Origin of the sequence: Muricomes intestini (genome assembly GCF_004346165.1) — a bacterium.
Classification (GTDB): Bacteria; Bacillota; Clostridia; order Lachnospirales; family Lachnospiraceae; genus Muricomes; species Muricomes intestini.
Genome location: NZ_SLZZ01000019.1, coordinates 46,987 through 66,480 on the forward strand (window position 1 = coordinate 46,987; position 19,494 = coordinate 66,480).

Here is a 19,494-nt window from a genome sequence, read left to right on the forward strand (position 1 = left end):
ATATTTCTATCCGGCGTTTAGCCGAAGCGAGATGAAGCGAAGCGAATCAAGCTTGCCCTCCTGAATTGCTATGCACAGAGCGGAATCGAATCTCCCCTTTATACCTGTATTTCCTCTCCCAGTGTAAAGGAATAGATAATCTTTTCCTTTACCTTTTTCCCTACAAGCTGCTCCAATGCCTGTGCATAATAATCCAGCTGCGCATGATATTTTTCTTTCAGTTCCATGATTGATTTCACTTTATCTGTTTTATAATCCAATACAACAAGCTCACCGTCCTCCTCAAAGTAGACATCAATGATTCCCTGGACCAATACCATCTCTTCACTTTTTTCACTCGGATAAATTTCACCGGCATCTATCCCCAGTACAAAAGGCTGTTCTTTTCTCAGGAGATTCTGTTGCGCTGCCCGGTGCATGCGCCGTCCTCCGCTGCATTGTAAAAACCCCAAAACATCCCGGATGTCAATACTCTCTGCCATTTCCCGGGAAAGTTTTCCTTCCGCTTCCAAACGGACAGCCTCTTCTTCCAGAGACTCCTCATTATATTCCCCAGAAAAATTCAAAAGCTCCAGAAATTTGTGATAAGCGCTTCCCCGTGATGCCCCAGTCAGCTTTGTCTCTTCACTTAAGAATCTGGGCAGAAGAGGGACTGCCTCTGAATCCTCATACATTACTTCTCCAGGTTCCTCAGATAAAGAGGCGTATTTTTTCAACTCCGAAACGGTAAACTTCATCTTCTGCTTACCCTCCTGTTCATAAGGGTAAACATATTCCAGCTGCTCTTCCAGTTTACTGTGAAGGGCCCGGTCATAAACAGCCCCTGTATTCCAGTGCTCCAGTACATCTCTGGCCAAATCTTCTACCTGGCCTTCCACACTTTCAACTGAAGCTGCATCTGCACTGTCAGCGACCCGAACCTGTAGCGGAACCTCTCCGGACAGACTCGGTATGACAGGTAAAAGCCAGTCGAGATAGGAGTGCGCGCCTGCCAGCACATAATAAGGCAGAGGTGCGCTTTTGTGTCTGACCGACCACATTTTCTGTTCCTGCTGTTTTTCAAGAGCTTTTGCAGCACCTGACAGTGTTCCTGTCATAATCAGTTTTTCTTTCGCGCGGGTCAGTGCCACGTACAGCACCCTGAGTTCCTCCCCCAGGCTTTCCCTTGTAACTTCCTCTTGAATCACCTTTTTCAGAATCGTAGGAATCTTTGTCCTTTTTTCCAAATCTATGGCATCAATACCCACACCCCACTTGGGATGAATTACAATACTGCTTCTGATATCCTGGGTATTAAAATGTTTTCCCATGCCACACACAAACACAATGGGAAATTCCAGCCCCTTACTTTTATGTATAGTCATAATGCGGACCATATTCGACTGCTCATCCGCAATGTTTGCTTCCCCATAATCTACATCATATTTTTTCAGCTGTCCGATATAGCGCACAAAGTTAAAGAGCCCCTTATAGCTTGTACCCTCAAATGCCGATGCCTTTTCAACCAGCATTTCCACATTTGCCGTCCGCTGGGCTCCTCCCGGCATTGCCGCGATAAAGGTTCCGTATCCTGTATCCTCAATAATATGCCATAAAAGGTCATGGATTGCAGTGTAGGGAACCATTTCCCGAAAACTACGGAAAGTCTCCAGGAATTCTTTCAAAATACCCTGTAGTTTTCCTTCTCGGATCTCAGCCGCAGCATATTTTTCCACAGCCTCGTAAAACGGTACATCCGGATATGCATTTCGAATATCCGCAAGCTGGGCAGCATTCAGTCCCACGAAGGGGGAAGTCAAAACAGCAGTCAGAGGAAGCTCCTGCATAAAATTGTCCAATATTTTCAGATAGTCCAGAAGAACGCTGACTTCATAAGTCTCAAAATATCCTTCCCTGCTGCCAGCGTAAGCCGGGATTCCTTCCTCGGCCAATATGGTAGAAAATATGTCTGCCCAGCCCTTTATGCTTCTAATCAAAATTACCATATCCCTATATTCCGGAGCCCGGTATGTCCCCGCAGCCTTATCCAGTACGCTTCCATTCTGCAGCAAATCCTTGATGCGGTGTGCCACCGCCCGGGCTTCTCTCTCCCTGGGGCTTTCCTGGCCTCCAACGGTGGCTTCCATCTCTCCTTCTTCTGGCTGTTCTGCCGTATCGACAATCAAAAGTTCTGTCTCACAGACAGACTGTCCTGTCTCGTCCAGCAGTGGCTCATAGGCTGCCCCCGGAAAAAGCGCTGCCTCTTCATTATAGCGAATCCCGCCCAATTCTTTTCGCATAATGTGTTCAAAAATAAAGTTCACACTGTGCAGCACTTCTTCCCTGCTTCGGAAATTCCTGTGCAGATCAATTCGCTGTCTGCCACTCTCTTCCAGGCTGTAGGTGTCATACTTTTCCATAAACAGCTCCGGTCTGGAAAGGCGGAACCGATAAATACTCTGCTTCACATCTCCGACCATAAAAATGTTATTCTGCCCCTTACTTACCCGGGATACGCTGGTCAAAATTGCTTCCTGAATCAGGTTGCTGTCCTGATACTCGTCAATCATAACCTCTGTAAACTGTTCCTGATATTCAGATGCCGCCCTCGAAGGAACGAGTCCGTCTTCCCCCTCCTCTGTCAATATTTGCAGGGCAAACTGCTCCATATCATTGAAGTCAATCATATTCCTGCTCCGTTTCATTTCTGAAAACGCAGTTCCAAAGTCTTTTACAATATCCACAAGTACCTGCATCGCGGAGGCGGATTGGGCCATATCCCGGAAAATTTCTTCCGGCTCCTCATAAAAGTACATGGCCGTAATATCCCCCGCCATTTTTTTCACTTTTTCACGAAGAGTTTTCACCTGATCCCTTTTGCCGGCATCTACAGTCTCATCTTTCTTCGCGGATAACCGTTTCCATTTGATTTCCCCCGCCAACCGGTACATATTCTCAAAATTTTCCGCCTTCACCAGACCGGAAAAGATTATTTTATCCGATTCCAGCATGTCCTCATACATATAGGGCCCATCCGGCATGCTGCATATCTTAAGCCCTTCATCCAGAATATCCAGAACATCCCCTGCCTTTTGCCTTACCAGCATTTCCACCCGCCGGATACAGTCAGAATCCCCCCCATCGTCACTGTAGCTTTTTACACAGTCATCCAGCCACATATCCGGCTGTGGATAACTTCGGGAATATTCATAAAGCTGCAGGATAATCTCCTCTATTTTCTTATCATTGCGGCCGGTACCAAACTTTTCCACAAACTCCAGAAATCTATCCTCTGACTGCGCATAGCGCTCCTCCAGCAGCTCATCCAGAACATCCTGTTTGAGCAGTTTCAATTCTCCTTCCTCAGCAGTGCGAAAGCCCGGATCAATATCCAGTATATGGAAATGATCCCGTATTACGGAAAGGCAGAAACTGTGTATGGTCGTAATCTGTGCACTATGTATCAGGGTCGCCTGACGTTGCAGATGAACATTTCCCGGGTGTTCCTCCAGTGCCTTTTCTACAGCCTCCCGGATACGTTCTTTCATTTCCGCCGCTGCCGCCTCTGTAAATGTTACAATCAAAAGATTGTCCACATTGACCAGGTTACTCTCATCTGTCAGCATCCGGATAATTCTCTCTACCAGCACTGCCGTCTTTCCGGAACCTGCCGCAGCCGAAACCAGAATATTGCGGTTTCTCAAATTAATAACTTTTTGCTGTTCGTCAGTCCAGTTCACACCCATTGTCCCGCCCCTCCCCTGTCTGCTTCATTTTTTCTACAACTTCCTGCTTTCCAAGCTTTTCCATCCGCTGATATTCACAGCCGTACAGTCTCGGATCAAACCCACAGATATCTCTATAGGCACAGTAATCGCACCCGGTTTCCAGTCCCAGCTCATGGGGCCGGGCGGATGTCTCCCCGCTCAAAATTCTTGCCTTTAACTCCTGCTCCTTTTTCTTTGTGTAAGACAGCAGTGCTTCAAATTCTTCCGGCTCCAGCGTCCTGGAATAACGGCTAAGACTCCCGTCCTTGTTCCTCCCCACAGGGATCAGATTGGAATTTCCTATCAAATCATGCTCTAAATGCCCAATTACTGTATCATCAGAATTCACGAGCCCGTCCAATTTCAGCTCTTTCAAAATTTTTTTCCTCAGCAGAGTTTCGTTTTTCTCTTTTTCCACAATCGGATCCTTCATCCGGTAATAAAAAATCCCTGCCGGAAGCACCTCCTGACCCGGATGTTTTTTCTGCTCAATCTCTATCGCGGCATTCAGATACACTGGAAGCTGCATCTGCAGTCCGTGATAAAAGGCAGTAATGTCAAAGCTTTTAGAACCGGTCTTGTAGTCTGTAACCTTTACATAAATTTTATTTTCATCCGTGCAGGTATCAATCCTATCAATCTTCCCGCTGCCAAACTTCATCTCATAGCCGCTGGGAATAAAATCTCCTTTTTTCAGCTGCTCGGTGAGAGCCCACACGGAGCGATGGATTAATTTCTTAATGCGTGTAATCATATATTCATTGCGGGCGGTGCTATAAAGGATGGTATTTCCATAGTCTGTAATGCTTTTTTCCACGCTCTCTTCAATCCACTGTACACGCTGGTCTTCCCCCATCTCTGTCCACGGTACTCTTTCTGCCTCTGCCTTTCTGGAAAAAAGCTCCATAGACCGATGTGCAATATTTCCCAGATCCATGGCTTCAAACTGATACTGCTCCCTGTCGGAAAGCCGCAGTCCATAAGTCAGGAAATGTGCATACGCACAGGAAGCAAAGCGCTCCAGCCGGGTCACGCTGAACCGGGATGCATCTCCGTACATCTGCACTGCCGCTTCTTTTTCCACTCTGTCAGGTTTTCTTTTGAAAAATGCAGCGTCCAGTATTGAACCCGCCTGGTTTTTCTTTACATACCATGTATAAAGTTCCTTCCACTCTTGGGAAAGCCCCAGCCTCCTGTCCCGAAGTCCCTGTACCAGGTAGTCGGCCGCAGTTTTCTCCGTCAGTTCCCTCTCCTTTAAGTCTTTCGTTTCTTCGTCTTCAATATGTAGAAGCGGGTATAGCCTTCGGATATCCTGTATCAAATAAGCCGGGCGCAAGGTTTTCCCTTCCGCAGAAACTTTGGAAAAAGAAAGGAAAAGATACTCTGTGGGTTTCGTCAGGTTCATATATAAATAAAACTTCTGGATGTAAGTTTTTTCTTTTGCCCCAGGTGACAGGCTGATTTTTTGTTTTGCGAAGTGTTCTCTGTCCCGCTCGGAAAGCAGGCCGCCCTGTCCCAGGCTGCCCGGAAGCAGTGTGTCATTGGCCCCCATGAAAAACAGAGCTTTCACGTCCTTTAGACGAGTCCTCTCCACATCACCGACAACAACCTGATCCAGGCTCGGCGGAATCACACCTACCTTTGCCTCCTCCAGCCCTGCATCAAGCAGCTCACAGTACTCTTTTAAAGAAATCCTCTCGTCACCCAGAAGCTCCACAAATTTGTCAAACAGCTCTATCGTAATTCTGTACACCTGCGCATATTCTTTTGCCAGAGCCAGCTCTCCCTGCTCCTGGAAATGATTTTCCATCTCCTTTAGACGTGTCTGCATCTGGTGGCGCGCCAAAAAATCATAGACTGCAGCTGTGACTTCACCTACCGTCTTATTCCTTTGTTTTAGAACCATCACCAGAGAATCTATTTGCTCCACAAACCGGTTCCTCAGCCCATTTAAGACAGCCAGTGTTTTTTCATCCATGCCGGATGTGTGCCTTACCCATACCGAATTCCATTTGTTGTAGCCTCTTATGCCAAGTGCCAGTACATAATTCTCCATCATATCCACTTCTCTGCGGCCAAATCCGGTCATGCCGGTGCGCAGAAACCTAAATACACTTTCATAGGAAAAATTCTGCTCCACCATAGCAAGAAGGCTCCGCAGATACTCGACAAAAGCATTGAGGAGAATACTCTTTTTATGATCCATAAACACTGGAATTCCATAGGCCTCACATGCCTTTTCCATATGCACCGCATAAGTGTTCAAGTCGCCTGCAATCACCGCAATGTCACGGTAGCGGTAACCATTTTCCCGGACCAGGCGCCGGATCTGGGAGGCCACATACTCTGCTTCTCTTTTCGGGCTTCCCGCCGCGTGCATTGTCAGGGCATCCTGCTCCTTCTCATACTGCTTCTTCGAATATCTAAACAACTCAGATTCGAGAAACCCCAGAGCCTCATTATACCTGAAACGATACACCGGCCTGTTGTACAGACGAACATCATCGTCTATCGCAACTTGGTGCTCCCCGGCAATCTTGACCAGGCCTGTAACCATTTGTTTACTTAGAGCGAATAACTGGTAGGGGTGACGGTACACGTAAGGGTCTTCCCTTTTGTCCATCTCCACAGTCACGACCACCTGCTCACAGGTCTCCAGCAATTCCCCGAGAAGCTTATTCTGAACCGGTGTAAATCCAGTAAATCCATCGAGTACCACCACGCTCTTCTGCAGAAGGGCAGACCTTTTCACTACCCCGCTCAGCACATCCAGTAATTCCTCCTTTGTAATGTATCTGTCGGCAAGGAATTTTTCAAAGCCATTGTAAACTTTGCGTATATCCTGAAGTTTATAATATAGGTAACTATCCGGTATCAGTCCCTCCATGAACTCGTCCAAATCCCCAGGCCCAATTCCATATTGAGTAAACTCCGAGATGACAGACTTCACCTCGCTGATATACCCCTGCTTTTTGAGATTTCCACGCAAAACCCGCAGTTCTTCCCCATAGCTCCCCGCAATCTTCCGCAGAATCAAGTTTTTACCCTCGTCGTCCAGAACCTGTTTCGTGTCCCCTCCAATCTCCTCAAAAACACGGTGAGCAAGTCTGCCGAAACTCAAAACATCAATATTCATAATCCCATGTCTGGGATGCATCATACACAAATCCTTCTGGGTCTGCATCGTAAACTGCTCCGGCACAAGCACAAGATAATTCATATCCGGTCTTTTCATAGACTCCTCAATAACCGTTTGATATAAATAGTAAGACTTTCCTGCACCGGAATTTCCAAAGACAAACTGTAAAGACATACAAAACCTCCTGAAAGAAATATTCTAAAAGGGGAGTGTCCCCTTTGACTTACTTTGACATGTTTTTCTCATTATACCATATTTCTATATGCTTTTCCCCGTTGACTTTTTTCTTTCTATTTGTTATTATGTGACCAACTTAGAAAGATAGGAGATGAAAGAATGAAGATGTTTTCTTGCTGATTATTTATTGCATAACAAGATATCCGGCCGAGTGAATCGGTTTGTTTTTGTTGTGCTGTTGCAGGAAAGCTCATTCATTTTTCTTCTCATGACATATAGGCTGCTGAATTTTTGATTGCTAATACTTGTAAACAAACCGGCAGATACCTTTGTACCGTTATGGATATGTTGTAAGAGGCCGCAGGAATGACTTTTCTGCGGTTTTATATATCCAAAGGAGGTGTTTTTTATGTCTAGAATTCAAGTATCAAATTTAACTTTTGCTTATGACAGCAGTTATGATAACATTTTTGAAAATGTGTCCTTTCAGATAGATACTGACTGGAAACTGGGATTTATCGGAAGAAACGGGCGGGGCAAAACAACTTTTTTAAGTCTTTTGCTGGGAAAATATGACTACAGCGGGATTATATCTACCAGTGTTAACTTTGAATATTTCCCTTATGAGGTGAAAAATCCCAATGATATGACTTTGTCTGTTGTAGAATCAATCAACCCGGCGGCGGAGAACTGGCAGATATTGCGGGAGCTAAATCTGCTGGATACAGACGTGGAAATTCTCTACCGTCCCTTTTTTACCTTGAGTAACGGCGAGCGCACAAAGGTTCTGCTGGCGGCGCTGTTCCTGAAAGAGAATGGTTTTTTGCTCATTGACGAGCCCACAAATCATCTGGATATTCAGGCCCGAGAAAAGGTTGCCCAATATCTGAACTTAAAAAAGGGCTTCATACTTGTCTCCCATGACCGTACTTTTCTGGACGGCTGTATTGATCATGTGCTATCCATAAACAAGAACAATATCGAAGTACAGAAAGGCAACTTTTCTTCCTGGTATGCAAACAAGGAGGCGCAGGATAATCTAGAGCTGGAGAAAAACGCCCGCCTTTCCCAGGATATCCGCAGGCTGCAGGACTCTGCCAGGCAAAGCGGCAAATGGTCGGATAAAATTGAGAAAACAAAAATAGGAGCCAAAGTTCCTGACAGAGGGTATATCGGGCACCAGGCCGCCAAAATGATGAAACGTTCCAAATCTATAGAAAAAAGACAGCAAAATGCAATCTTAGAGAAGGAAAAACTGCTGAAAAACATAGAATTGGCGGACAGTTTAAAGTTGATTCCACTGACCTATCACGCAGATATCCTGCTATCCATGGAAAATGTCAGTATCTCCTATGAAAATACGGATGTCTGCCATGACATTGATCTTACAATACACCGGGGAGACCGTATCTGTCTGAAAGGAAAGAACGGCAGTGGGAAAACCAGCCTGATCAGGCTGATACTCGGAGAATCGGTTCCCTATACCGGTGATTTCCGCCTGGGTTCGGGAGTAAAGATTTCCTATATTTCCCAGGATACCTCCTGGCTGAGAGGAAATCTCACCGATTTTGCCCGGATTCATCAGCTGGAAGAGAGTGTCTTCAAAGCATTACTGCGGAAGCTGGGATTTGACAGGATTCAGTTTGAGAAAGACATCTGGCAATTCAGCGAAGGACAGAAGAAGAAGGTTCTTCTGGCAAAAAGTTTGTGTGAACCGGCACATTTGTTCATCTGGGATGAGCCACTGAATTTTATCGATGTCCTTTCACGCATACAGATAGAAGATTTGATTATGGAGTATAAACCAACCATGCTGTTCGTTGAGCACGATGAGATGTTCCAGAATAATATATCGACAAATGTGGTAGAAGTTTCATAAAATGATACCAGGGTCAAAAGGTCATGCGTTTCATGCTTGCATGAAAAAGCATGACCTTGGGGCCCGTAAAACATGAGAAAGTAGCCCGAATAGGGCGGATTTCGAATGTTTTTAGGATTGCGGGAGCACAAAGTGCGGAGCAATCCGTAGGTATCAGGGGGCAAAATACCTTTTGACCCCTACATCATAAAATTTCTTTTTAAAAAAAGGGTGCCACTATCTTAGTGGCACCGCATTTTTAATCAAACAGGGCGAGTACATCACTCTTGGGCTTCGCTCCCAAATCCTTTTTACTTACCTGTCCGTCTTTAAATACAATAAATGTAGGAATACTCATAACCCCGTATTTCTGAGCAATTTCCATCTCTTCGTCAATATTTAATTTATATACCTTAGCATCTGACTTTTCTTCTGCAATTTCCTCTACTACCGGAGCCATCATTTTGCATGGTCCACACCAGTCTGCATAGAAGTCAACAAGTACCGGCTTATCTGACTGTAAAACCTCCTGGTCAAAGTTTTGTGCTGTAAGTTTCGTGATTGCCATATTTATTTCCTCCTTTGTTTACATCTGTAATTCATCTTTCATTATGATTAAGTATAACATACTTTCCATATTTTTATGTGACAAAATCACAAAAGAAAGGAGAAATTTCTTAATTTGACCAAGGTCAGACTTTTTCCAGCTTTGCCGCATCTAATATTTCAATATGCCCACGGGTAATCTTTACCAGTCCATCTGTCTGAAATTGTTTTAAAAGCCTGCTCACTACTTCTCTTGCCGTGCCGATATCCCGCGCCAGAGCATCATGGGTGATCGCGAGAGTGTCTGAACCGGTCAGTGCTCTGTGTTCGAGTATCGCATCTGCCAGTCTGGCAGCTACGTTGGAAAATACATACTGATTAAACAGCCACATGATATCTGAAAATTTTTCCGATACCATCTCCAGTGTATAGTCCTTTACCTTTGCATTGTGGTCACTGATATCTTTATATAGCGCTTTGGGTATGGTACAAATGAATGAGTCCTCCTCTATCTCCATGTCTAGCTCGATATCCAGCCCCTTCAACATACATGCGGCGCTTAGTATACTCACATCACCGTCCAAAAGTCTGAACAAGGTGATTTCTCCGCCTCCGGCCGAAGTCACAAACACTCTTGTCTGCCCTTTTCTTATAATTTGCACACCAGCACACTCTCTACCTCCGTAGTGCAGTACCTGACCCTTTTTATATAGACCCTCCACTACTCCTTCTGCCAAGGCATTCTGCTCACTCCTTGTTAAATGTTTCCAAAAAGGAAGTGTGCGCTCTAATAATTCTCTCATGAAAGTCCCACCTATCTGCTATATGCCGCCGCGATTTCCCTTACCTTTTCTGTCACGTAAGTACTTCCACCTTTTTGCTTCACATCTTCTACCATCCCTGCTATGACAAAGGGGTTTGCAATATCCTCTGTAGTCTCACAAACAAACCAGCCTCTCTCCACGCCTGAAGTATCATCCTGGCTTTCCTTGATTTCTGCGGTTCCCGTTTTACCCAGCATAGTAACGCCGTCAATCTTTGCCTTTGCCCCAGTCCCGGACGGATTCTCAATAACCTGTATCAGATCATTTTTCACCAGCTCTGCAGTTTCCTGAGAAACTACCTGCTTCTTCCAGACTTTGCCCTGGGGATTCTCCTGGTAGAGAATAATGGGCTGTATCATATTCCCGCCGTTTACAAACATAGTGTACATGGACGTCATGTGAAGAGGATTTACAAGAAGCTGCCCCTGCCCATATCCGGTATCTGCAAGCTGTATATCTGAATCTATCTTATCGTCATCATCATAAGTGGAAGCCGAAAGAGCAAGCTCAAAAGGCATCTCCTCTTCAAATCCTATAGCTTTAAATTTCTGAATCATTGTATCTGCCCCGATGTCCAGCGCTGCTCTTGCAAAATAAATATTATCGGAATAGACGAGTGCATTTTCCAAATTTACCTCTGAGCCGTAATCGGTCAAAGTAGTCACATAATAATTCCCCCAGCTTGCGTCGTTCTGCCATTTCAGTCCGACATTTCCTTTATTTTCATCCGGATTAAGCTTCCCTGTATCCACACCTATTGCCGCTGTAATTGCCTTAAAAGTGGATCCGGGTGTCCACGATGTATTGAACCGGTTCATCAGGGGCTTGTTCGTGTCTCCATTTAGTTCATTCCAACGTTTATCCGACATCCCCATAACAAATTCATTTGGGTCGTACGCCGGAGTGCTCACCAGAGCCAGCACCTCTCCGGTCTTTGGATTCATAGCCGTCACAGTTCCCGGGTCTGAGGCAAACTGTTCATAGGCATTCTTCTGCATCAAAGAATCCACCGTCACCTGAACATCCTCCCCATCTTCCGCCGGTTTGAAGGCTACAGTGTCCACCTTGGTGCCATCCGCATTTACAATATCGATGCTATGTCCAGCCTCGGATTTAAGTTTATCCTCAAAAGCCCGCTCCAATCCTGATTTCCCTATAACACTGTTTTCATGGTATCCTTTTCCTTTCAACTCCTTCAATTCATCTGCAGTTACTGCCTGCACATAACCGGTGAGCTGACCTGCCGCTGCACCAAGAGGATACACTCTTTCCTCTTTATCCTGAATTAAAATACCTGGGATACTAAGTAACTGCCCTTCTGCTTCCGTATCCATCTTTGAAATTTCCTTCAGAGGAACAAAGGAATCGTCCTGTACGTAAGAAGCACTTAATGCCTGATTAATCTCATCTTCTGTCATGTCCAGTATCTCTCCGATTTTCCGGACAGAATCTGCGCTGCTGTCACCCAGCTTGCCCGGTACAATACCCACTTGCGAGACCGTGCCCTGTCCTGCAAGCATTTGCCCGTCTCTGTCCAGAATAGAGCCACGTTTTGCGGGTTCTGTATTGACCTGAACTTTATAATCATCTTGCAGGGACGGAAAAATCAGCATAGAATCCCAGTCAATAAAATACTTTCTGTCTTCCATACTCAATTTCATCTTATTATCAAATGTTACTTCATCCGCGGAGGTATCCATTGCTGTTGCGTAAGAAACCACAGCTTTTTTCCTGCCATCTTTATACTCTGGTTCTCCCTTTAAAGTAACCTTTATATTCTGAGCAAATATTCCCTCGTAAATATTTTTATTTCTACTAACAAAATCATCCTTTGTTATATTCTTTCTTGTTTCCGTGCTTAGCAGAGCATACATTTCCTCATATTTTTCTTTATTTAGGAATGTAAAATACTTTTTTACAGTCTCCTGAGGTGTAGATTTTATCCGCAACATATTCCAGACCAGAATTCCTCCCGCTGCTGCAGCCAAAACGACTATAATAGCAACAAGAACAGGCCACCTTTTTCTCCTGACCTGACTTCTTTTAGTTTGTCTGTATCTCTTTCTTGATGCCAAATCAATCACATCCCTCCGCCTCATCAATCGCTTTCCCAATATCATGGCGCATATATTTATTTTCAAACTGCACCCATTTTGTGGCAGCATATGCGTTCTCTCTTGCTTCTTTGAGGTCTTTCCCCTTTGCCGTAATACCCAATACACGGCCTCCACTTGTTACAATCCTGTTTCCGTCAAATCTGGTGCCTGCGTGAAAACAATAATAGCCCTCATGCTTTTTAAACTCCTCTAATCCGGTGATTTCAAATCCTTTGTCGTATTTCACGGGATACCCATCAGAAGCGAGCACCACACAGACTGCCGCATTGTCCTCAAACTCCAGCTCAACCTGGTCGAGAGTTCCGTCAATACAAGCCTCCATCACTTCAATTAAGTCCGTTTTCATACGGGGAAGTACCACCTGTGCTTCAGGATCGCCAAAGCGGGCGTTATACTCCAGAACCTTTGGTCCCTCTGCCGTCAGCATAAGTCCAAAGAATATAACTCCCTTAAATGCTCTTCCCTCAGCAGCCATTGCATCCACCGTAGCCTGATAAATATGCCGTCTGCAGAAATCCTCCACCTCTTTTGTATAGAAAGGGCTGGGGGAAAACGTCCCCATTCCCCCCGTATTCAATCCGGTATCTCCGTCCCCTGCACGCTTATGGTCCTGGGCAGAAGTCATAGTCTTAATGGTTTTTCCATCCACAAAAGAAAGGACGGATACCTCCCGGCCAGTCATAAATTCCTCTATCACCATTTCATTGCCTGCAGAGCCGAACTTCTTATCCAGCATGATTTCTCGGATTCCTGCTCTTGCTTCCTCCGGTGCACCACAGATCAGCACACCTTTTCCCATTGCAAGTCCGTCAGCTTTCAGCACTATTGGAAACTTTGCAGTTTCTAAGTATTCAAAAGCCTTTCCTGCATCCGTAAAATTCCTATAACCTGCGGTCGGTATATTGTACTTTCGCATTAAATCTTTGGAAAATGCCTTGGAGCCTTCTAATATTGCCGCATTTTTCCGGGGTCCGAATGTGCGGATTCCTGCAGCCCCCATCTCATCTACAAGACCGCCTGCCAGCGGTTCGTCCATGCCGACAATAACAAGGTCAATTGACTCTTTCTTTGCGAAAGCAACCAGCTTGTCAAATTCCATAACTCCGATATCTACACATTGAGCATATTCCGCAATTCCTGCATTTCCAGGAGCACAATATAGTTTCTCCAATCTGGTGCTTTTTACAGCGCTTGCTGCAATTGCATGTTCCCGGCCGCCGCTTCCTACAATCAATACCTTCATTAGAATTCTCCTTTAAAAGACTATTCATCTTCTGAGATCAACACTTTGCCATCTACTGTCGTAACTTTACCTCTCGCAATTAAATCTATTGCCCGGGGAAGAAGCTTCCATTCCGCCTCCGCCATCACCCTTTTCTGAAGCATTTCCGGGGTATCCCCCTGTTTTGTCTGTACTGCCTTCTGCAAAATAATGGGACCTGTATCGGTTCCCTCGTCCACAAAATGAACTGTTGCACCGGTTATTTTTACCCCCCGCTCCAATACTGCTTCGTGAACTTTCAGCCCATAATATCCTTTTCCGCAAAAAGAGGGGATGAGTGACGGATGAATATTAATGATACGGTTGCTGTATTTGTCAATCATGGCTGGTGGAATCACCGCCAAAAAACCCGCCAGCACAATTAAGTCCGGACAAAAACTTTCTACCGTTTCTAAAAGTTTCTGATTAAATTTCTCCCTTGACTCCCAGCTTTTCAGCGAAACACAACTATGCGCAATGCCATTTTCTCCGGCACGCTTAAGCGCATAGGCATTTTTGTTATTGCTGATAACACCCGCAATCTCCGTGTTTGAAATTGTGCCGTCCTCTACACCGTCAATGATGGCCTGAAGGTTGGTTCCGCCCCCTGAAACCAGGACGACTATTTTTAACATAGAGTGACTCCTTTTTCTCCTGCCTCAATCTGCCCCACAATATAAGGCTTCTCACCGGCAGCTCTCACCGCTTGCAGCGTCTTATCCACATCAGCCTCACCTACTGCAACAATCATACCCAATCCCATATTAAATGTATTGTACATCATTTTTTCTTCAATGTCACCGCTGTCGGCCAACATATCGAAAATCGGCGGTATCGGGTAACTGTCTTTACGGATAATCGCACGCGTGCCGTCTTTTAACATGCGGGGAATGTTTTCATAAAATCCTCCCCCTGTAATATGACTGCATGCCTTAATTGTAATGCCTGCTTCTTTTACACTATGCAAAGTCTTCACATAAATCTTTGTGGGAGTTAACAAAGCTTCCCCCAGAGTAGTCTGCAAGCTGTCATAATATGTATTTAGTGCATCCTGCTCCATACTGAATACATTCCTCACAAGGGAAAATCCATTACTGTGCACACCCGACGATGTTATACCAACGAGAATGTCTCCCGGGTTCAGGTCTTTCCCCGTAATCAAATCTTTCTCATCTACAATACCCACGGCAAACCCGGCAAGGTCATATTCATCTTCGGAATAAAAGCCCGGCATTTCCGCTGTCTCTCCGCCTATCAAGGCCGCACCGGCCTGCTTGCATCCGTCTGCCACACCACTGACAATTGAAGCGATCTTTTCAGGTTCATTCTTTCCGCATGCAATATAATCCAGGAAGAATAAGGGCTCTCCACCTGCACATGCTATGTCATTCACACACATTGCGACACAGTCAATGCCAATGGTGTCATGCTTATCCAAGAGAAATGCCAGCTTCAGCTTAGTCCCTACACCGTCCGTACCGGACACCAGCGTGGGCTTCTCCATGTTTTTAATCCTCTCCAGGGAAAATGCACCTGAAAATCCTCCAAGGTTCGTCAGCACTTCCGGCCTCATGGTCTCCTGTACATATTTTTTCATCAACTCAACCGATTTATATCCGGCTTCTATATCAACGCCTGCTTTTTTATAATCCATAAGATTTTACAACCTCCACTGTTCAGCCCTATTTCCCCATGAGGTAAGCTTCATATCCTATCTTCTCCAAATGTGCCGCTTTTCCCTGTACCGTCTCTTTCATTTCCTCTGAATGTTCCTTCAGCTTATTCAAAAGTTTTTCATCTGACACCGCCAAAATCTTTGCCGCAAGAATCGCTGCATTCATTCCGCCGTCTATTGCAACTGTGGCAACAGGAACTCCCGGCGGCATCTGTACGATAGAAAAAAGTGCATCTTCCCCCGCCAGGTTCTTTCCCGACATAGGAACACCTATAACAGGCATCGGAAATAAAGCTGCACACATTCCCGGCAGATGGGCAGCCATGCCTGCACCTGCAATAATTACTTTGATTCCCCTGCCTTCCGCCGCCTTTGCCCAGTCAAAAAACACATCCGGCTCACGGTGTGCGGAAATAATGGTCATTTCATAATCAATTCCCAGCTTTTCCAGCATATCTGCCGCCTTGCTCATGATCTTTAAATCAGAGTCGCTTCCCATCACTATTCCTACTTTTGGCATATCATTTCTCCTCTCTCGCTACCGCTCGGATTCACTAAGTTGCTTGCAGCTAAGGAAGTTCTTTTCGCTAAGCTCGAAAGAACCTCGCTAATCTCTAAGAACGGCCTCGCACTAAGTTCCTCTCTCGCTACCGCTCGGATTCACTAAGTTGCTTGCAGCTAAGGAAGTTCTTTTCGCTAAGCTCGAAAGAACCTCGCTAATCTCTAAGAACGGCCTCGCACTAAGTTCATCTCTCGCTATCGCTCGGATTCACTAAGTTGCTTTCGGCCCGCCCATGGTTCATTGAGAATTTCTGTTCCGCTAAGCACAAATCTTCCGTCTTTTAATAGTATAATATTTTCGCCTTCTTTTGTCACTACACTTATTTCTTCTAACTCTTCATAAGGTATAGTTATATCTGTATGACAGTGGAAGTATGCTTTTGAGGTGTCCTCCCGGCGAAGAGATGACACAGAATTGTCTTTAGCAACTATTTCCTTTCCATTAGGGTTATAAACACGTACATCCTCGCTCCAACTATAGCAGGTATCGCCAACTGCAAAATGCGGTCCCATTTTTTCCGCAATCAATATAGGCATCTTATCTTCTATTTTGTATTTCTTTGCAGCCACATAAGCCGTGGTATTGGTTCCGATTGCAAACTCTCCCAGAGGCAGGGTTTTATGATTATGAAGCACGTTTTCATAAACATACTTTTTATTGTCTTCCTCGTTTTCAAAGTTAGTGCAGGTGTAGTCTGCAATCATCCCGTCCTTAAAATCAATTTTCAAATTTTTATACTGCAGCTCAAAGAGATAAACCTTGCTCACATGGAGTGTCCCTTCTGTGCCCTCCAGAACAGGGGAGGTGAACACTTCACCCACCGGAATATTTACATCAGCAACACAGTTTTCAAATATGGTTTCTTTTTCTGGATCTTTCAGGCGGTACAGCTGTACTTTCAAATCCGTCTGATTCTCTCCTTTTCCAAGAATATGCACATATTCCCCTTTGTCCAGAGCATCGATAAGTGTCTGCTGCACCTTTCCGTAAACTTTAGAATCCAGAGTATTGATACAGATTACCTCATCGAAAATCTTCGGATAGTCATCGCCGATTTCCGGTACGGGATAGGCAATGATTGTAAAACTTCTTTCATCGCCTTTGATGTACTGGTTCGTGATCTGACCTGATTTGTTGTCAAAAAGCAGAGATAAAGAGCGCTGCGCCTCAGTGTAGGAAGGTGCCTCTAATTTTGCTGCAGGTGAGAAAGGCTTTTCGCCAAAAATCTCCATCACGGCGGGACCGGCAAATTGCGCGGCCAACTCTTTGTTTTTCTCATACACATTCTTTAAGACATCAAGCTTGCGCTCAATGTAAGCCTTATCCATAAACAGTGCCTGGTCTGACCTGTGGTCGTAGTCGTACTGTTTATTGGGAATAGCACCGTAATATCCTGTCTTAAATTGTTCTTTTTTGGTAATAACACTGGACGCCGCTCTGTAAATCACAGGTTTAAGGCCCATTTTTTCAAAATTTTGAATTGCAAGCTTTATAATCTTTTCAAACCCAAGGCAATAGCGAATATTTACAACCGACTTCCTGGACAGATCTTTTCCTGTGTTAATAAATCCTACCCTGTAGCCTTCCGTATATACATCTGCCATTTTCTGGATCGTTTCCTCGGGCAGGCTCCTCAGATATCTGGCGGTTCCAAGCTCATTTTTTGAAATGTATTCTCCAAACCGGTAAAGATACCTGTCATTTTCCAGATTCACGGTGTTTATAATATCCGCAGCAAATGAATATTCAGGATTTAACTGTTCTTCAATTCTATCTGCCAGAAAGACATCGCAGTAGTCGCTGGCATACCAGTACACAATATTCTTCAACGCTTTATATTCTGGTTCTTTTTCGGCCTCAAAGGAATTATAAATTTCAATGAATAGTTCATGGAGAATGGTAAGATAGTCCACTCTATTTTCAAAGGCCCAAGGAATGCCTCCTCTCATCTCAGCATAAAGAAGCCCTAAGAGCCGCCCATATTCCTCGCCCAGCATTTTTACAGCATACACCGGGTTTGCATAGCTTGATTCATACCTTTCCCCCAGAATATCAGCATACAAAGCTCGGTTGATTTCCTGCATCTCCTTTAATTCCAAAACTTCCCATCGGGAGTCTACTATTCTCCATCGTACATCTTCAAGCTCCAGCAAAAACCTGGCTGTCCCCTGAAAAAATGGAGAAAAGGCAGGATCTGCCACCTCTTCTAGAGCAATCTGCTTCATTCTTTCTATCGTAAGTTCATGCCTTTCTCTGCACTGTTCATTTTTTTCTGTCTGTAATTCTTCCCATCCCATCTATACAATACCTCCTATAAATATTAGTACAAGGCCCAGCAGAATCACAATATTTGCCGCAATCCCTGCCTTACAGGTAATATAACGTTTTTCTCTCTCCCGCATTCCTTTTACAGCAGCCCGGATTCCGGCCACAGCCAGTACAACAGAAAGAATCCCAAGCCCACCGATGAATCCGGAAGTATTCCCCCGCATAATAAATGCAATCAAAATACAACTCAGCAGAAGGGCAAAAGATATGCCCGCATAAACGCAGGAATATATTCCCATGCGGGAGTGCTTCAGCCTTGCCTGTCCATATTTCCTGGTTTTTTTCCTTGTCCTGCTTTTATCTCTTTCCCTTTGTTTGTTTTTAGCCTCTTTTTTTTCCGTATCCATAATGTTTTCTCCTTATCCAATTGCAAATCGAGAACAAAATATATCCCAGAATTCCTCCCATTGTGTTCAGCAGAAGGTCATCTACATCAAAACTTCCCACTTTTGTGAGTATCTGAAATATTTCCACACACATACTCAAGCCAAAGCTATAAAAGAAAGTCATGAAAAATCCTCTGCTCTTGCTTGCCATGGAAATGAAAAAACCATAAGGCACAAATATTAGAATATTGCCGAATAAGTTTGTAAATACCGCGAAGCTCCCCAACTCTTCCCTGTATTTAATGAATCGCTTTATCTCCTGAAAAAGTACCAGATTATACCGATATTGCCCCGAACCTTCGGTTCTTCCATACCAATCGGAAAAAATCAGAAAATACAGAAGAAAAAAGAGATAAAGGACGAACAGTACCTTTCCCAGAACACGAATTTTTCTTGTTTGTCTCTGATTCAAAATTTCACCCCTTGCTTATACTACTTGGTGAGGTCCTTCCGAACCTTAGTAGTAAAGTACAACCTGCCGGCTTAGTGAGATCCTCTCGAACTTAGCGGCATGGTTGTCTCCTTGCTTATACTACTTGGTGAGGTCCTTCCGAACCTTAGTAGTAAAGTACAACCTGCCGGCTTAGTGAGGTCCTCTCGAACTTAGCGGCATGGTTGTCTTTTAAAACGTAATTTCGTTCTTGCGCTTCAGCAGACGAACACCGTTGATGACAGTAATAATTCCTGTGGTAATTCCTGTTACAATCATAATAATTCCGAGTGCGATGCTGCCTACTCCTGCGCTTAACATTGTCTTATATGCTTTTTCCATGAAACTTCCTGCCACTCGAAATATGGACAAATATACCCATATCGAGAATTTTACTGCTTCAACCTATATGCTTTCACTCTGATTAATCAGACACTACTCACAA

14 protein-coding genes are annotated in these 19,494 nt (G+C 44.6%); 1 reads left to right on the top strand and 13 read right to left on the bottom strand.

Annotation, left to right across the window (positions count from 1 at the left end):
* Positions 1-98: 98 nt before the first annotated feature.
* A complete protein-coding gene (gene addA, locus EDD59_RS12760) occupies positions 99-3,725 on the bottom strand; it encodes a helicase-exonuclease AddAB subunit AddA (protein WP_132382459.1) in 3,627 nt (1,208 codons plus the stop codon).
* Positions 3,706-7,059, bottom strand: a complete 3,354-nt coding sequence (locus tag EDD59_RS12765) for a PD-(D/E)XK nuclease family protein (protein WP_132382461.1) — start codon at positions 7,057-7,059, stop codon at positions 3,706-3,708. Before EDD59_RS12765 ends, addA begins: the two co-directional genes overlap by 20 nt.
* 412 nt (positions 7,060-7,471) lie before the next feature.
* On the opposite strand from EDD59_RS12765, the gene abc-f reads away from it, so the two are divergent.
* On the top strand, positions 7,472-8,941 hold the full coding sequence (gene abc-f / locus EDD59_RS12770; RefSeq protein WP_132382463.1) for a ribosomal protection-like ABC-F family protein: 1,470 nt from the start codon (positions 7,472-7,474) through the stop codon (positions 8,939-8,941).
* A 238-nt stretch (positions 8,942-9,179) separates the two neighbouring features.
* Here the strand turns inward: abc-f and trxA are convergent, their stop codons facing one another.
* From trxA to EDD59_RS17845, 11 genes are all read right to left on the bottom strand, one after another.
* Positions 9,180-9,488 carry a thioredoxin gene (trxA, locus tag EDD59_RS12775; RefSeq protein ID WP_132382465.1) on the bottom strand — a complete coding sequence of 103 codons (309 nt, stop codon included), beginning with the start codon at positions 9,486-9,488 and terminating at the stop codon, positions 9,180-9,182.
* A gap of 124 nt (positions 9,489-9,612) precedes the next feature.
* Positions 9,613-10,269, bottom strand: a complete 657-nt coding sequence (locus EDD59_RS12780; protein ID WP_132382467.1) for a Crp/Fnr family transcriptional regulator — start codon at positions 10,267-10,269, stop codon at positions 9,613-9,615.
* Positions 10,270-10,280: 11 nt separating this feature from the next.
* Positions 10,281-12,431, bottom strand: a complete 2,151-nt coding sequence (locus tag EDD59_RS12785) for a penicillin-binding transpeptidase domain-containing protein (protein ID WP_243117422.1) — start codon at positions 12,429-12,431, stop codon at positions 10,281-10,283.
* Positions 12,367-13,650: a phosphoribosylamine--glycine ligase gene (gene purD, locus EDD59_RS12790; RefSeq protein WP_132382469.1), complete on the bottom strand. Its 1,284-nt coding sequence runs from the start codon at positions 13,648-13,650 to the stop codon at positions 12,367-12,369. Before purD ends, EDD59_RS12785 begins: the two co-directional genes overlap by 65 nt.
* Positions 13,651-13,670: 20 nt before the next feature.
* Positions 13,671-14,303, bottom strand: a complete 633-nt coding sequence (gene purN / locus EDD59_RS12795) for a phosphoribosylglycinamide formyltransferase (RefSeq protein WP_132382472.1) — start codon at positions 14,301-14,303, stop codon at positions 13,671-13,673.
* On the bottom strand, positions 14,297-15,322 hold the full coding sequence (gene purM / locus EDD59_RS12800; RefSeq protein ID WP_132382475.1) for a phosphoribosylformylglycinamidine cyclo-ligase: 1,026 nt from the start codon (positions 15,320-15,322) through the stop codon (positions 14,297-14,299). Before purM ends, purN begins: the two co-directional genes overlap by 7 nt.
* 28 nt (positions 15,323-15,350) lie before the next feature.
* Entirely contained in the window at positions 15,351-15,863 is a 513-nt protein-coding gene (gene purE / locus EDD59_RS12805; RefSeq protein ID WP_132382478.1) for a 5-(carboxyamino)imidazole ribonucleotide mutase, read from the bottom strand.
* Between the two features lie 236 nt (positions 15,864-16,099).
* Positions 16,100-18,202 carry an aminopeptidase gene (locus EDD59_RS12810; RefSeq protein WP_132382481.1) on the bottom strand — a complete coding sequence of 701 codons (2,103 nt, stop codon included), beginning with the start codon at positions 18,200-18,202 and terminating at the stop codon, positions 16,100-16,102.
* Positions 18,203-18,580, bottom strand: a complete 378-nt coding sequence (locus EDD59_RS12815; RefSeq protein ID WP_132382484.1) for a DUF6142 family protein — start codon at positions 18,578-18,580, stop codon at positions 18,203-18,205. It lies immediately after the preceding gene.
* Positions 18,555-19,031 carry a VanZ family protein gene (locus EDD59_RS12820; protein WP_132382486.1) on the bottom strand — a complete coding sequence of 159 codons (477 nt, stop codon included), beginning with the start codon at positions 19,029-19,031 and terminating at the stop codon, positions 18,555-18,557. Before EDD59_RS12820 ends, EDD59_RS12815 begins: the two co-directional genes overlap by 26 nt.
* Before the next feature lie 210 nt (positions 19,032-19,241).
* Complete coding sequence (locus EDD59_RS17845) at positions 19,242-19,391, bottom strand: hypothetical protein (RefSeq protein ID WP_165920939.1); 150 nt, start codon at positions 19,389-19,391, stop codon at positions 19,242-19,244.
* Positions 19,392-19,494: the final 103 nt, after the last annotated feature.